The sequence below is a fragment of the Paracoccus shanxieyensis genome (assembly GCF_009711265.1).
Lineage (GTDB): Bacteria > Pseudomonadota > Alphaproteobacteria > Rhodobacterales > Rhodobacteraceae > Paracoccus > Paracoccus shanxieyensis.
Window position 1 is genome coordinate 65007 of record NZ_WMII01000001.1, and the last position, 15871, is coordinate 80877.

General features: G+C 64.3%; 13 protein-coding genes. 8 read left to right on the forward strand and 5 right to left on the reverse strand.

What is annotated here, in order from left to right; genetic code table 11:
• The first annotated feature begins 2 nt into the window (after positions 1-2).
• Together GL284_RS00335 and gltB are read left to right on the forward strand one after the other, a co-directional pair.
• Positions 3-794, forward strand: coding sequence for a hypothetical protein (locus tag GL284_RS00335; protein ID WP_230382891.1), 792 nt, complete (start codon positions 3-5; stop codon positions 792-794).
• On the forward strand, positions 794-5326 hold the full coding sequence (gltB, locus tag GL284_RS00340; protein WP_155042663.1) for a glutamate synthase large subunit: 4533 nt from the start codon (positions 794-796) through the stop codon (positions 5324-5326). Before GL284_RS00335 ends, gltB begins: the two co-directional genes overlap by 1 nt.
• 26 nt (positions 5327-5352) lie before the next feature.
• Here gltB and GL284_RS00345 read toward each other — a convergent pair whose 3' ends face one another.
• Complete coding sequence (locus GL284_RS00345; RefSeq protein WP_155042664.1) at positions 5353-5919, reverse strand: hypothetical protein; 567 nt, start codon at positions 5917-5919, stop codon at positions 5353-5355.
• A 58-nt stretch (positions 5920-5977) separates the two neighbouring features.
• Positions 5978-6388 carry a DUF6314 family protein gene (locus tag GL284_RS00350; RefSeq protein WP_155042665.1) on the reverse strand — a complete coding sequence of 137 codons (411 nt, stop codon included), beginning with the start codon at positions 6386-6388 and terminating at the stop codon, positions 5978-5980.
• Positions 6389-6500: 112 nt separating this feature from the next.
• Here GL284_RS00350 and GL284_RS00355 point away from each other — a divergent pair, with 112 nt between their 5' ends.
• The 6 genes from GL284_RS00355 to GL284_RS00380 all read left to right on the forward strand — a co-directional run bounded on the left by GL284_RS00355 (position 6501) and on the right by GL284_RS00380 (position 12894).
• Entirely contained in the window at positions 6501-7394 is an 894-nt protein-coding gene (locus GL284_RS00355) for a cation diffusion facilitator family transporter (protein WP_196216691.1), read from the forward strand.
• A 99-nt stretch (positions 7395-7493) separates the two neighbouring features.
• A complete protein-coding gene (locus tag GL284_RS00360; RefSeq protein WP_155042666.1) occupies positions 7494-8837 on the forward strand; it encodes an esterase-like activity of phytase family protein in 1344 nt (447 codons plus the stop codon).
• Between the two features lie 119 nt (positions 8838-8956).
• The gene (locus GL284_RS00365) at positions 8957-10459 is read left to right on the forward strand and encodes an alkaline phosphatase (protein WP_155042667.1); all 1503 of its coding nucleotides are present in this window, start codon (positions 8957-8959) and stop codon (positions 10457-10459) included.
• 73 nt (positions 10460-10532) lie between these two features.
• A complete protein-coding gene (locus GL284_RS00370) occupies positions 10533-10958 on the forward strand; it encodes a hypothetical protein (protein WP_155042668.1) in 426 nt (141 codons plus the stop codon).
• Positions 10958-11620, forward strand: coding sequence for an ABC transporter ATP-binding protein (locus GL284_RS00375; protein WP_155042669.1), 663 nt, complete (start codon positions 10958-10960; stop codon positions 11618-11620). The genes GL284_RS00370 and GL284_RS00375 overlap by 1 nt, the downstream gene beginning before the upstream one ends.
• Positions 11617-12894, forward strand: a complete 1278-nt coding sequence (locus GL284_RS00380) for an FtsX-like permease family protein (protein WP_155042670.1) — start codon at positions 11617-11619, stop codon at positions 12892-12894. The genes GL284_RS00375 and GL284_RS00380 overlap by 4 nt, the downstream gene beginning before the upstream one ends.
• Before the next feature lie 51 nt (positions 12895-12945).
• On the opposite strand, the gene cydX is transcribed toward GL284_RS00380, so the two are convergent.
• The 3 genes from cydX to GL284_RS00395 are packed head-to-tail and all read right to left on the reverse strand — an operon-like array spanning position 12946 to position 15849.
• A complete protein-coding gene (gene cydX, locus GL284_RS00385; RefSeq protein ID WP_155042671.1) occupies positions 12946-13083 on the reverse strand; it encodes a cytochrome bd-I oxidase subunit CydX in 138 nt (45 codons plus the stop codon).
• Between the two features lie 10 nt (positions 13084-13093).
• Positions 13094-14254, reverse strand: coding sequence for a cytochrome d ubiquinol oxidase subunit II (cydB, locus tag GL284_RS00390; RefSeq protein ID WP_155042672.1), 1161 nt, complete (start codon positions 14252-14254; stop codon positions 13094-13096).
• A complete protein-coding gene (locus GL284_RS00395; RefSeq protein WP_155042673.1) occupies positions 14251-15849 on the reverse strand; it encodes a cytochrome ubiquinol oxidase subunit I in 1599 nt (532 codons plus the stop codon). The genes cydB and GL284_RS00395 overlap by 4 nt, the downstream gene beginning before the upstream one ends.
• Positions 15850-15871: the final 22 nt, after the last annotated feature.

Sequence of the window (15871 nt, forward strand, 5' to 3'; positions counted from 1 at the left end):
GGATGACCGCGATGCACGATCCGTGCACCCGGCCTGGCCCGCGCGCGGCGGGACTGCGGGCATGGCTGCGGGCATGGCCCCTTGCCGTGGCGGCGGGCCTGCTGACCTGTCAGGCCCTGCCGGCGCTCGCCGCCGATTTCATCCCGCCCGAAGGCTGCCGTCTGGAACTGACGATCCAGAACCGCAGCTGCACCGTGGCCCAGCATTACCGCTGCTCGGGCGATGCGCCGGGCGATCAGTGGGTGACCTATTTCACGCCCGAGGGGCAGACCTACCAGTCGCGGATCGATAAGGAAACGCGCTGGATGGAAAGCACCAATCTGCGCGATGGCATCGTCGACACGCTGGAAGACGACGCCAAGGACCACGCCTCGTTCAGCACGCTGCTGCAGACCGGCACGGACAGTTTCGATTTCTGGACCCGCAGCAATACCGGCGAACGGCTGCACCATGTCGGGCAGGACGACCTGACCGGCGAAAAGGTCCAGATCGACGGCGTTCCGCTTGAGGTGACGCGCTTCAAGCTGACCACCTACAGCGAGGCCGGCGACGTTCTGATCGAACGCGAAGGCCAGCAATTCGTCAGCCGCGCTCAGGGCCGCTTCTATGGCGGGATCGAGCAGTCCAGCGACTGGACCGGCAGACGGGAAAGCACGAATGACAGCCCGGTGACGTTTTCGTTCCCCGGACAGCCCGGCTTCGGATCGACCAAGCCGGAATATGATTGCGACCTGCAGATGGTGCACGGCCCCGCCGGCACCCCTAGGCAGCTTTTGAAGGAGGCACGCAGCTGATGGACTGGCAACAACAGGAAGAAGCCCGCCGCGACTGGATGGACAAGCATTCGCTGTACCGTGCCGAGGACGAACATTCGTCCTGCGGCGTCGGTCTGGTCGTGAATCTGGACGGCCAATCCAGCCGCAAGGTGGTCGAGGCCGGGATCAACGCGCTGAAGGCGATCTGGCACCGCGGCGCGGTCGATGCCGATGGCAAGACCGGCGACGGCGCGGGCATCCATGTGCAGATCCCGGTGCGCTTCTTCTACGATCAGGTGCGCCGCACCGGCCATGAACCCGACCAGTCGAAGCTGATCGCCGTGGGTCAGGCCTTCCTGCCCCGCACGAACTTTGCCCAGCAGGAAGCCTGCCGGACCATCGTGGAATCCGAAGTTCTGCGCATGGGCCATTACATCTATGGCTGGCGGCATGTGCCGGTGAACACCAGCGTGCTGGGCGAAAAGGCCAATGCCACCCGCCCCGAGATCGAACAGATCCTGATCCGCTGCGAAAAGGACATCGATCAGGAACAGTTCGAGCGTGAGCTGTACATCATCCGCCGCCGCATCGAAAAAGCGGCCATCGCCGCACAGATCGGCGGGCTCTACTTCGCCTCGCTGTCGTGCCGGTCGATCATCTACAAGGGCATGATGCTGGCCGAACAGGTTGCGGAATTCTATCCCGACCTGAAGGATGAGCGGTTCGAAAGCGCCTTTGCCATCTATCACCAGCGCTATTCCACCAACACCTTCCCGCAATGGTGGCTGGCCCAGCCCTTCCGCATGTTGGCCCATAACGGCGAAATCAACACGCTGAAAGGCAACACCAACTGGATGAAAAGCCACGAGATCCGCATGGCCAGCCGCGCCTTTGGCGAAATGGCCGAGGATATCAAGCCGATCATCCCCGGCGGCTCGTCGGATTCGGCGGCGCTGGATGCCGTGTTCGAGGTGATGGTGCGCTCGGGGCGCAATGCCCCCATGACCAAGACCATGCTGGTCCCCGAGGCGTGGTCCAAGGCCACGACCGACATGCCCAAGGCTTGGGCCGACATGTATGCCTATTGCAACGCTGTGATGGAGCCGTGGGACGGCCCCGCCGCGCTGGCGATGACCGATGGCCGCTGGGTCTGCGGCGGTCTGGACCGCAACGGGCTGCGTCCGCTGCGCTATGTCATCACGGGCGACAACCTGCTGATCGCCGGTTCGGAAGCGGGCATGGTGCCGGTGAACGAAACCAGCGTGCGCGAAAAGGGCGCGCTGGGGCCGGGTCAGATGATCGCCGTGGACATGCAGTCCGGCAAACTGTTCCACGACCGCGAGATCAAGGACTACCTCGCCTCCAGCCAGCCTTTCGGCGAATGGATCGAAAAAGTCGTGCAACTGTCCGAGGTGATGCGCGACCTGCCCGAAGAAACCGTCTTTGACGGCGAGGACCTGCGCCAGCGCCAGATCGCGGCGGGCTATACGATCGAAGAGATCGAGAACATGCTGGCCCCCATGGCCGAGGACGGCAAGGAAGCGCTGGCCTCGATGGGCGATGACACGCCGCCTGCGGTGCTGTCGGGCCAGTATCGGCCCATGTCGCATTACTTCCGGCAGAACTTCTCGCAGGTCACCAACCCGCCGATCGACAGCCTGCGCGAAACCCGCGTCATGTCGCTGAAGACGCGCTTTGGCAACCTGAAGAACGTGCTGGACGAATCCAGCGCCCAGACCGAGATTCTGGTGCTGGAAAGCCCGTTCATGGCCAATGCCGAATTCGGCAAGATGATGCAGATGTTCGGCGATGCGGTCACGCAGATCGACTGCACCTTTGCCGACGGTGCCGGGACAGAAGCCATGGGGGAGGCTCTGGCCCGCATCCGTGCCGAGGCCGAGGACGCCGTGCGCTCGGGCGCAGGCCATCTGGTGCTGTCGGACGAAAACATCGGTCCCGACCGCATCGGCCTGCCGATGATCCTTGCGACCAGCGCAGTGCATAGCTGGCTGACGCGCAAGGGGCTGCGGACCTTCTGTTCGGTCAACGTGCGCTCGGCGGAATGTATCGACCCGCATTATTTCGCGGTGCTGATCGGCTGCGGCGCGACGACGGTGAACCCCTATCTGGCGCAGGACACCATTGCCGACCGCATCGAGCGCGGGCTGCTGGGCGGCGCGCTGATCGAAAACATGCGCAACTATCGCGATGCCATCGACGCCGGTCTGCTGAAGATCATGGCCAAGATGGGGATCTCGGTCGTGTCGTCCTATCGCGGTGGTCTGAACTTCGAGGCCGTGGGTCTGTCGCGGGCCATGGTCGCGGAATATTTCCCCGGCATGCAGTCGCGCATTTCCGGCATGGGTCTGCATGGCCTGCAGGCCAAGCTTGAAGACATCCACGCCCGCGGCTTCCACGCCGCCGTGACCGAACTGATGCCGGTGGGCGGGTTCTACAAGGCGCGGCGTTCGGGCGAAAAGCACGCTTGGGAAGCCAATACGATGAAGATGTTGCAGATGGCCTGCGACCGGGCATCCTATGACATCTGGAAGCAGTTCACCGCGACCATGCGGGCGAACCCGCCGATCCATCTGCGCGACCTTCTGGACATCAAGCCGCTGGGCAAGCCGGTGCCGATCGAAGAGGTCGAAAGCATCACCTCGATCCGCAAGCGTTTCGTGACGCCGGGCATGTCGCTGGGGGCCTTGTCGCCCGAAGCGCATATGACGCTGAACATCGCCATGAACCGCATCGGCGCAAAATCCGACAGCGGCGAGGGCGGTGAGGATCCGGCGCACAGCCACCCGCTGCCCAATGGCGACAACCCCTGCGCCAAGATCAAGCAGGTCGCCTCGGGTCGCTTTGGCGTCACGGCGGAATATCTGAACGCCTGCGAAGAGCTGGAAATCAAGGTCGCGCAAGGTGCGAAACCCGGCGAGGGTGGCCAGCTTCCGGGCATGAAGGTCACCGATCTGATCGCGCGGCTGCGGCATTCGACCAAGGGCGTGACGCTGATTTCGCCCCCGCCGCACCATGACATCTACTCGATCGAGGATCTGGCGCAGCTGATCTATGACCTGAAACAGATCAACCCGCGCGCCAAGATCACGGTGAAGCTGGTGGCCTCGTCAGGTGTGGGCACCATCGCGGCGGGCGTGGCCAAGGCCAAGGCCGATGTGATCCTGATTTCGGGCCATAACGGCGGCACGGGCGCCAGCCCGGCGACCTCGATCAAATTCGCCGGTCTGCCTTGGGAGATGGGCCTGACCGAGGCGCATCAGGTTCTGGCGATGAACCGGCTGCGCGACCGGGTGACGTTGCGCACCGATGGGGGCTTGCGCACCGGCCGCGACGTGGTGATGGCCGCGATGATGGGGGCCGAGGAGTTCGGCATCGGCACCGCCGCGCTGATCGCCATGGGCTGCATCATGGTGCGTCAGTGCCAGTCGAACACCTGCCCCGTGGGCGTCTGCACGCAGGATGAAAAGCTGCGCGCGATGTTCACCGGCTCGGCTGACAAGGTGGTGAACCTGATCACCTTCTATGCGACCGAGGTGCGCGAGATCCTTGCGGGCATCGGCGCGCGCAGCCTGGATGAGGTGATCGGCCGCGCGGATCTGCTGACGCAGGTCAGCCGGGGCGACAAGTCGCTGGACGATCTGGACCTGAACCCGCTGCTGATCACGGTCGATGGGTCGGACAAGATCGTCTATGACCGCTCGAAGCCGCGCAATGCCGTGCCCGATACGCTGGATGCGGAAATCATCCGCGATGCCAGCCGCTTCTTCAGCGATGGCGAAAAGATGCAGCTGTCCTATGCGGTCAGAAACACCCTGCGGACGGTCGGCACGCGCACCAGCTCGATGATCGTGCAGACCTTCGGGATGCGCAATAAGCTGCAATCCGACCATCTGACGGTGCGTCTGACCGGCAGCGCGGGCCAGTCGCTGGGCGCATTCGCGGCGCCGGGTCTGAAGATCGAGGTCTCGGGCGACGCCAACGACTATGTCGGCAAGGGCCTGTCGGGCGGCACGATCACCGTGCGCCCGCCCATGGCTTCGCCCCTGACGGCGGCGGACAACACGATCATCGGCAATACCGTGCTTTACGGCGCAACCGATGGTTACCTGTTTGCGGCGGGCCGCGCGGGCGAACGCTTCGCGGTCAGGAACTCGGGTGCGACCGTGGTGATCGAGGGCTGCGGCAGCAACGGCTGCGAATACATGACCGGCGGTGTGGCGGTGATCCTTGGCCGGATCGGCGCGAACTTCGGCGCGGGGATGACCGGGGGCATGGCCTATCTGTATGACCCGGAAGGCTTGGCGCGCGACTATATCAACGCGGAAACGCTGGTGATGTGCCCGGTGACGCAGGCGCATTGGGAAGATCAGCTGCATTCGCTGATCGTCCGGCACCAGCAGGAAACCGGCTCGCAGCGCGCGGCCGAGATCCTGCAGCACTGGAACGATGAGCGGGCCAACTTCCTGCAGATCTGCCCCAAGGAAATGCTGCCGCATCTGAAACATCCCATCGCGGATGTCGACGATCTGGCCGCCGTGCCTGCCGAATAAACCAAAAGGGGCCGCAAGGCCCCTTTTCAATTGGGATGGTCGGTTTCGATCCGGTCGAGGCGCCTTTGCTGGAAGATCTTGGCATCGAAGATCTCGACCCGCTCGGCCAGAACGCCCATGCGCGTGCCCTTGCCAAAGACCACGATCTGCGCCCCCGGATACAGCGTGTCCCGCAGGCTGTCGGGAAAGCTGCACAGCCAACCTGCCGGATGCAACCGTATTGGTCGGGGACATCTTGTGGCACGCTGAGGCAGGTCTTTGACCGTGAACACGATGCCTATGGGCCGGCCCGCCAACCAAGCGGCCGCATAGGGCAGTTGATAGGCCGCCAGACCGCCTGCCAAGAACAGGACCGGGCTCAGCAGCAAGGGATGGATGCGGCGGCTGCCTGCCGGCACGGCATCACGCGGCAGCAAGGCGACAAGGACCAGCCACGCAACGGCCCCAGCAATCGCCGCATAAATCACCGGCTTCATGCTTCTCACGATCCATTCAGGCGAGGCGACGAACCGCCCGAACTTTGGCATGAAAGCGAAGATGATCAGCAGCGCCAAGCCGCCCAGAAAGGCGCGCACGGCCCGTGAGTGTGTCACCGATTTTCCCGATATGATCTGTCCCAAGATCAGACGCTTGCGGCACAGATGCAACCCGCTATGCCGGGCGATATTCCGTCTCTAGCCGATAGGCCTTTTTCGGTCCGGCCACGTCATGGGTGATCCGCAGGCGATCCGGCGCGATCAGATAGGTTGTGTCGTAATCGTCCGCGATGCACAGATGATGCCCCGCCCCTTGCCAGACATCGCCCCGCCGCGACAGCGTGACGGCGTGAAACAGCCGCATGTCGCTGAAAAACGCGGTCAGCCTGTCATTCTGCACGCGATACACATAGTCGCGGAAAAACATCGAGCTGGCGCCGTTCTGAAAGGTGATGCGCCCTTCCTCGTGATAGTGCAGCGTGCCGTCCGGGGCGGGCGCAAAGCGGGCCGTGCCGGTAAAGCGCTCGCCGGTCGAGGCGCTGCGGCTGAAGCGCCAGTCCCGGGCCAATAGCTCGTGCAGTTCCATCGCGTCCCCCGCCAATGGCCAAGGTGTCGCCCATGGCGCGCGCGGGCGCAAGGCATTGGCCCGGCATTCGCACCGGGCTAGAAAGCCTGCAAGGATTCGCAAAGGAGGCCCCATGCGCCTGTCCCGCACCGAACGGATCGCCATTGGCAGCATCGTCATCGGGCTGGTCGTTCTGGGCCTGAAGACGCTGGCATGGCGGCTGACCGGATCGGTCGCGCTGATGTCGGACGCTCTGGAAAGCATCGTCAATGTCGCGACCGCGCTGGCGGCGCTGATCGCCATCCGCATCGCCGCCCGCCCCGCAGACCGCGAACATCCCTGGGGCCATCACAAGGCGGAATTCTTCAGCGCCGTGCTGGAGGGGGTGATGATCATCGTCGCCGCCCTGCTGATCCTGCGCGAGGCATGGCATGGCTTTCAGAACCCGCGGATGCTGGATGCGCCTTTGGGCGGTCTGGCGATCAACATGGCGGCCAGCGCGCTGAACGGCATCTGGTGCTGGGTGCTGATCACGCGTGGGCGGCTGCTGAAATCGCCCGCGCTGCTGGCGGACGGGCATCATCTGCTGTCGGATGTGGTGACCTCGGTCGGCGTGGTGATCGGCGTGGCGCTGGCCATCGTCACCGGCTGGGCCGTGCTGGACCCGGCTTTGGCCGCGCTGGTCGCCCTGAACATCCTGTGGTCGGGCTGGAAGGTGATGACCGCCTCGCTGTCGGGGCTGATGGATGAGGCGGTGGATGCGCCCACGCTGCAGGAAATCCGCAGCATCATCAGCGATCACGCGACCGGCGCGATCGAGGCGCATGACATCCGCACCCGCCATGCCGGGCCAAAGACCTTCATCGACTTTCATCTGGTCGTCGACGGCACGATCAGCGTCAACGCCGCGCATGAAATCTGCGACCGGATCGAGGCGGCGCTGAAACGCAGGCTGCCCGAGGCGATGATCTCGATCCATGTCGAACCGGAACACAAGGCCAAGCATTCGGGCGTGGTGGTGATCTGAACCGGCTGAATCTGCACATTTTCTTCATACATTCCTGATCTTTCTGTCAAACTGGGCTGCTACCGCCGGGCATGAATTCATGCCTCAGGAGAGCCGAAGATGCGCCTTACCCTTGCCCTGCTTGCCACATGTGCCGCCCTGCCCGCCCATGCAGAAGAGACGTTTCCCGCTACGCTGGCCGGCCATGCCTGGCTGCCCGCGCTGACCCTGGTGACCCCGCCCGCCGACGCGCCGCGCGATGCGTGGCTGTCGGGCAAGTTCACCGGCAAGACCCGCAACGACAGCGCGATGAGCGCGCCAGCCGATACCGGCAAGAATTATGGCAACCACCCCACCGACCTGTCCCTGCCCTTCATCGGGCAGCCGGTGCAGGGCATGTCGGGCTTTGCCATGAACCGCGCCGAGGATGGCAGCATCTATACGCTGACCGACAACGGCTTCGGCTCCAAGATCAACAGCCCCGACGCCCTGCTGTTCTTTCACCGCATGAACCCCGATTTCACCACCGGCAAGGTCCAGCGGCTGGAAACCGTGTTTCTGCGCGACCCTGACCACAAGGTGCCCTTCCGCATCGCCTATGAAGGCACCGAAGGCCGCTATCTGACCGGCGCGGATTTCGACCCGGAAAGCATTCAGGTCCTGAATGACGAAATCTGGATCGGCGATGAATTCGGCCCCTATATCATCCGCGCTACCGCCGATGGCCGGGTGATCTCGGTGCATCAGACCATGCTGGACGGCGTGGCGCTGAACGGTCCCGACACGCCCGGCACGGTGGTTCCGGCGGCGCCGGGCAAGGATTTCCGCGTCCAGCGCTCGGGCGGGTATGAGGGCATGGCGCTGCAGCCGGACACCAACCTGCTGTGGGCGATGCTGGAAAAGCCGCTACTGGGCGATGACGGCACGCCCGAGGGCGATTTCCTGCGCGTGATGACCTTCGATCCCGCCTCGGCCGACTGGACCGGCGATAGCTTCCGCTTCAAGCTGGCCGAGGGCGCGGTGGCGATCGGCGATTTCAACTTCATCGACGCCACCCGTGCGCTGGTGATCGAACGCGATGCGGGCGAAGGCGATGCCGCGCTGGCCTGTGCCGAAGGTGCGACCGATACCTCGGCCTGCTATCCGATGCCCGCGAAGGTCAAGAACATCGTTCTGGTCGACACCGCCGACCGCGACGCCGAGGGCTATATCCGCCGCATCGGCCATATCGACCTGATGAACATCGCCGATCCCGACGGCAAAGCACCCGAAGGGATGAAGCCCGCAGAAGGCCCCTTCACCTTCCCGTTCCAGACCATCGAAGATGTCATGCGCGTCGATGACACCCACATCATCGTCGCCAATGACAACAACCTGCCCTTCTCGGGCGGGCGCGAGATCGGCAAGGCCGCGAATAACGAATTCATCCTGCTGTCCGTGCCCGAACTTCTTGCAGCGCATTGATCTGACAGGTTTGTCTGTGGCGGGGCGATTTGCGTCCCGCCTTTCACGGCGACGTTACACAAGCCGACTAGATCGGCCCCGATAGAAAACCAGCCCCCCATAATTCGGAAGGACAGTCCATGGCCCATATCCTCCGCTCGCTGACCCTTGGCGCATCCGTGCTGAGCATCGCCTCGGCCGCGATGGCTCAGGAAACCGTCATGCAGTCGCAAGACAGCTATTACACCGCCGCGCAGGCCGAACTGGCCCGCAAGATCGCCGATGAGCCGAATACCGGCCGCGCCAAGAACGTCGTTCTGTTCGTCGTCGACGGCCTGTCGATCCCGACCATCACCGCCTCGCGCATCTATGAAGGCCAGCTTCGTGGCGTGGACGGGGAATCGAACAGCCTGTCGTTTGAACGCCTGCTGCCCTATGTCGCGCTGTCCAAGACCTATACCCATGACGCGCAGGTCGCGGATTCGGCGCCGACCGCCACCGCCATGGTCTCGGGCGTGAAATCCGTCAACGGCACCATCGGCGTGACGCAGGCGATCCAGCCCGATGTCTGCGCCAGCCAAAAAGGTGCGGAAGTCACCACGATCTTTGAACAGGCCGAAGCTGCCGGTCTGGCGACGGGCATCGTCTCGACCGCCCGCATCACCCATGCGACGCCTGCCGCCACCTATGCCAAGGTCGCGGGCCGCGACTGGGAAAGCAATGCCGACCTGACCGAGGAAGCCGTGCAGAACGGCTGCAAGGACATCGCCGCACAGCTGATCGACTGGCCTGCCGGTGACGGGTTCGAGGTCGTCATGGGCGGCGGTCGCGGCAACTTCATGACCACCGAGCAGAAAGACCCCGAGGATGAGACCAAGACCGGCTCGCGCACCGATGGCCGTGATCTGATCGCCGAATGGCAGGCCAAGCACAATGACGGTGCCTATGTCTGGAACAAGGAAGGCTTCGACGCGCTGAACCTTGAAAACACCAACAAGGTGTTTGCGCTGTTCAACCGCAGCCACATGCAATACGACGCCGACCGCGAAAAGGATGCCGGAGGCGAGCCCTCGCTGGCGGAAATGGCCGTCACCTCGCTGGACGTTCTGTCCAAGAACGACAAGGGCTATGTGCTGATGATCGAAGGTGGCCGCGTGGACCACGCCCATCACGCAGGCAATGCCGCCCGCGCGCTGACCGACACCATCGCCGTCGCCAAAGCCGTCGATGCAGTGTTTGAAAAGATCAATCCCGAAGAAACGCTGGTCATCCTGACCGCCGATCACAGCCACGTCTTTTCCATCGCGGGCTATCCCAAGCGCAACAACCCGATCCTTGGCATCGCGGGCACCGGCGATGACAACAAGCCCTATACCACGCTGGGCTATATGAACGGTCCGGGCGCGAAACTGGACGAACCCCGCGCGGATCTGTCCGGCGTCGACACCACCGATATCGACTTCCTGCAGCAGGCGCTGGTGCCGCTGGGCGAAAGCGAAACCCATGCCGGCGACGATGTGGCGATCTTCGCGCAGGGGCCGTGGGCGCATCTGTTCCACGGCGTCGTCGAACAGAACCTGATCTATCACGTCATCGCCCATGCCACCGACATGGCGAACCGCGCGGCGGCTGATCAGAACTGACACGCCGCATCCGATGCGACAAAGGCCGCCGGAGCATCTCCGGCGGCTTCCCCTTTCAAGACAGGAACGCAGGATGAAACGCCGTCATTTCCTTGCTTCAGGCCTTGCGCTGCCCCTGCTGGGCGTCCCGGCGCTGGCTGCACCCACACCCCTGAAATTCCGTGATCTGTATGTGCGTGGTCGTCAGTTGACGCCGCAGGCTCAGGCGCTGAACGGCAAGCAGGTCCAGATGATCGGCTATATGGCCCCGCCCCTGAAGCCCGAGATCGACTTCTTCGTGCTGACGAAACTGCCGATGTCCGTCTGCCCGTTTTGCGAAAACGAAGCGCAATGGCCCGACGACATCGTGCTGGCCCTGACCGATGCCCCGGTCGATCCAGTGCGCTATACCGACCTGATCCGCGCCTCGGGGACGTTTGAAACCGGCTTTGACACCGACCCAAAGACCGGCTTCGTCAGCTTCATCCGCCTGCGCGGCACCGAATATCAGAAACTGTGATGGCGGCGCATTTGCGGCTTGCCGATCTGCGGCACGATCTTGGCTGCGAGACACTGTTTTCCATCGCCGCGCTGGACGTGCCGCCGGGGCAGTTCACCGTGCTGACCGGCCCGTCGGGGTCGGGCAAGACAACGCTGCTGCATCTGCTGGCCGGGCTGTTGCAGCCCAAGGCGGGCAGCATCCGCTGGGATGATGCCGATCTGGCCCGCCTGCCCGAAGCCGCCCGCGACCGCTGGCGCAGGCGGCGCGCCGGGCTGGTCTTTCAGGATTTCCATCTGATCCCCGAACTTTCGCCCGTGGACAACGTGCTGGTCCCTGCGTGGCTGGGCGCGTTCCGCGCAGGCCGCCACCGCGCCCGCGCGCAGGAATTGCTGGCGCGTTTCGGCGTTCCGGAACGGGCGCGCGTGGCCGTTCTGTCGCGGGGTGAACAGCAGCGCGTGGCGCTGGCGCGGGCGCTGCTGATGCAACCTGCGGTGATCTTTGCCGATGAACCCACGGCCAGTCTGGACAGCGCATCCGGCGCGACGGTCGGACATGTCCTGCTGGCGCTGGCGCGCGACGAAGGCCGCAGCGTCATCGCCGCCAGCCACGATCCGGCGCTGATCGCGCTGGCCGACCGCCGCCTGCACCTGATGCGCGGCCAACCCGTCGAGGTCGCATGAACCCGCTTCCCATCGTCCGCGCCAGCCTGTCCCGCAACCCGCTGACCGTGATCCTGTTTTCGCTGCTGATCGCGCTGGCCGTAGCGCTTGGCATTGCCATCAGCGTGCAGGAACGCGCGCTGCGTCAGGGCTCGGCCCGCGCGGCGGATCGCTTTGATCTGATCGTCGCCGCACCGGGCAGCCAGACCGACATCCTGCTGTCCACCGTCTATCTGCGCCCGACGGCGGTCGAGCTGCTGCCCGGCGCGGTCGTGGATCAGCTGCTGCACGACGACAATGCCCGCTTCGTGGCGCCGGTGGCCTTTGGCGACAGCTATCGCGATTCGCCGGTGATCGGCACCACGGCCCAGTTCGTCACCTATCTCAGCGACGGGCTGGCCGAGGGTCAGGTCTTTGCCGCCATGGATCAGGCCGTGGTGGGCGCGCTGGTGGATGTCAGGATCGGCCAGACGCTGCAGATCAGCCATGGCCATGCCGATGACATGACCGATGGCAGCGGCGATGCCGACAGCTATCAAGGCGCCGATAACGATCACGATCACGACCATGCCCAGCCGCATGAGCATGACCATGCGCACGGCCATGAGCCGGTGACCGTCACGGGCCGGATGCAGCCCACGGGCACGCCATGGGACAAGGCGGTGGTGGTGCCGGTCGAATATATCTGGAACGCGCATGTCATGGGGACGGGCCACGCGCCGGGCGATCCGCGCATCGGCCCGCCATGGGATCCCAAGCTGCTGCCCGGCCTGCCCGCGCTGGTGGTCAAGCCCAAGACGCTGGCCGGGGCTTACGGGATGCGGTCGGAATATCGCACGGCGCAGTCCACCGCCTTCTTTCCCGCCGAAACGCTGGTGCAGCTTTACGACATCATGGGCGGCGCGACCCGCGTCATGTCATGGCTGACGCTGGCCGCGCAGGTGCTGGTCGTCGGCGCGATCCTTGGCGGGATGCTGGCGGTGCTGGATCTGCAACGCCAGCGCTTTGCCGTGCTGCGCGCGCTGGGGGCCTCGGCCGGGTATGTCTTTGCCAGCGTCTGGCTGTATGTCGGCGCGATGATGCTGGCCGGGGCTGTGCTGGGCCTGCCGCTGGGCTGGGCCGCCTCGGCCATCGCGACAATGCTGATCTCGCAGGCGACGGGCGTGGCGATGACCGCCAGCCTCAGCTGGACCGAGCTGCGGATGGCTGCGACGCTTCTGGGGCTGGGCTGCCTGCTGGCGCTGATCCCGGCGCTGCGGATCTATCGCGCGCCGGTGGTCGACAACCTGCGCTGAGGCGCCGCAAGAAAAAGGGCCGCCCGGTTCGGGGCGGCCCTTCCGATCTGCCTAGACCTTGTTCCGCTGCGGGTTCGGGTCTTCGCCGCGAATGGTGCGGCGGTCCTCGTCCATCTCAAGCCACATGGCGTTCAGGACGGCGAAACCGGCGGCCAGAGGCAGGCCAAGGATCCATGCGAAATACCACATGATACGCTCCTTAATACGAATGGCTGTGCGGGTCTTCGACGGCATCCGCCGTCACCTTGCCCCACAGCACGCGATAGACCCATGCGGTATAGGCCAGAATGATCGGCAGAAAGATCACCCCCGCCACCAGCATCACGAACAGCGTCATATGCGACGAGGACGCATCCCACACCGTCAGTGAACTGTTCGGATCCAGATATGAGGGCAGGATGAACGGAAACATCACCAGCCCCACCGAGGAGATCATGCCGAAGATCCCCAGTTTCGACCACAAAAGCGGCGAGACCTCGCCCCCGACCAGTGCGCGCCGCGCCATAAAGGTGCCGACAAAGCCCAGCACCGGGGCGATCGCGATCCATGGCCGCTCGCCATAGGCGGCAAACCAGCTGGCGCTGCGGGTCACCTCGGACAGCAGCGGGTTCGACGGGCCGTCATGCGGCGGCTCGGTCACGAAGGCATAGCCGCTGATGCCAAAGGCCAGCCACAGCCCGGCCAGCGCATAGCCGACCAGCACCACCAGCGCCGCCTTCTGGCCGAAGTCGCGCGCCCGTGCCTGCACCGCGCCATCGGTCTTCAGCACCAGCCAGCCCGCGCCATGCATGACCAGCATCGCCAGCGACACGACCCCGCACAGCAGCGCGAATGGCCGCAGCAATCCGAACAGCTTGCCGAACAGCCCGCCGTCATAAATCGGCATCAGATCCGGCGTCAGGTGGAACGGCACGCCCAAAAGCACGTTGCCCACGGCCACGCCGAACAGCAGCGCCGGCAGCGCGCCGCCGATGAACAGCGCCCAGTCCCAGTTGCGCCGCCAGCGTTCGCCCTCGCGCTTGCTGCGATACTTGAAGGCCACCGGGCGCAGGATCAGCGCCACGAGGATCAGGAACATCGCCAGATAGAAGCCCGAGAAGCTGACCGCATAAAGCGGCGGCCATGCGGCAAAGATCGCGCCGCCGCCAAGGATGAACCAGACCTGATTGCCTTCCCAGACCGGGCCCACCGTGTTGATGATGACCCGGCGTTCGGTATCGGTCTTTCCGGCAAAGGGCAGCAATGCGCCCACGCCCATGTCAAAGCCGTCGGTCAGCGCAAAGCCGATCAGCAAAACGCCCAGAAGCAGCCACCAGATGACGCGCAGCGCCTCGAAGGGGACAAGTTCGAACAGGATCATTTCTGCACCTCGGTCAGGCCGGAACTCAGCAGATTGCGATGGCGGGTCATCCAGTCGCGGGTGACCTCGATATCCTCATGCGGGCCCTTGCGGATGTATTTCACCATCAGGCCCATCTCGACGACGAACAGCGCGGTATAGATCACGCAGAAGCCCGCCAGCGTCAGCGCTACCTCGGCGACGGACAGGTGGCTGACCGACATGGCGGTGGGCAGCACGCCCGCCACGGTCCATGGCTGACGGCCATATTCCGCGACGATCCAGCCCATTTCCGCGGCGATCCACGGCAGCGGCAGCATCACCAGCGCGGCCTGCAGGGACCAGCGCGGAAAGCTCATGCGTTTGAACGAGGCACGCCAGAAGAAATAGGCCATGCCCGCGATCAGCACCATGCCGACGCCGACCATGATGCGGAACGCCCAGAAGATCGGCCAGACGGTCGGGATCGTGTCGGCGGCGGCGGCCTTGATCTGCTCCTCGGTCGCCTGCCGGGGATCATCGACATAGGCTTTCAGCAACATCGCGTGGCCCAGATCGGCATCGACGGCGCGGAACCGTTCAAGCAGCGCCGGATCGACGCCGGTGGCCCGCTGGTCCTGGATCTGCATCAGCAGATCATAGGCGCTGATGCCATTGCGCACCCGCGCCTCGGCCTGCTGTTCCAGCTCATAGATGCCGGTGATTTCCTCGGTCAGCGACCGCGTGCCGATCAGGCCCATGACATAGGGGATATGCAGCGCCCATTTGGTCTCGCGGGTTTCCTGATTGGGCCAGCCGATGACGGTAAAGGGCGCAGGCGCGGGTTCGGTGTGCCACATGGCCTCGATCGCGGCCATCTTCATCTTCTGGTTCGCGCCCGCGTCATAGCCGGATTCGTCACCCAGCACGACGACCGACAGCGCCGAGGCCAGCCCGAAGGCCGAGGCCACCGCGATCGAGCGTCGCGCCAGATCGATATGGCGGCCCTTCAGCAGATACCACGCCGAGACGCCCAGCACGAAAGCCGAGGCGGTGACATAGCCCGCGCTGACGGTATGCACGAATTTCGCCTGTGCGACCGGGTTGAACACCACGTCGAAAAAGCTGACCAGCTCCATGCGCATGGTGATCGGGTTGAACTGGGCCCCCACCGGGAACTGCATCCAGCCATTCGCGATCAGGATCCACAGCGCCGAGAAATTCGAGCCGATGGCGACCAGCCAGCCGACGACAAGGTGCTGGCGGCGGGTCAGCCGGTCCCAGCCAAAGAACCACAAGCCGACGAAGGTGGCCTCAAGGAAAAACGCCATCAGCCCTTCGATGGCCAGCGGCGCGCCGAAGATGTCGCCGACATAATGCGAATAATAGGCCCAGTTCATGCCGAACTGGAATTCCATCGTCACCCCGGTCGCGACGCCAAGCGCAAAGTTGATGCCGAACAGCATCCCCCAGAACTTGGTCATCTGCCGCCAGATCGGACGGTCGGTCATGACATAGACCGTTTCCATGATCGCGACGATGACGGATAGCCCCAGCGTCAGGGGCACGAATAAAAAGTGAAACAGCGCGGTTGCCGCAAATTGCAGGCGCGATAGCTCGACAACACCAATGTCCATGGCTTTCTCCTGTATGCGCGGA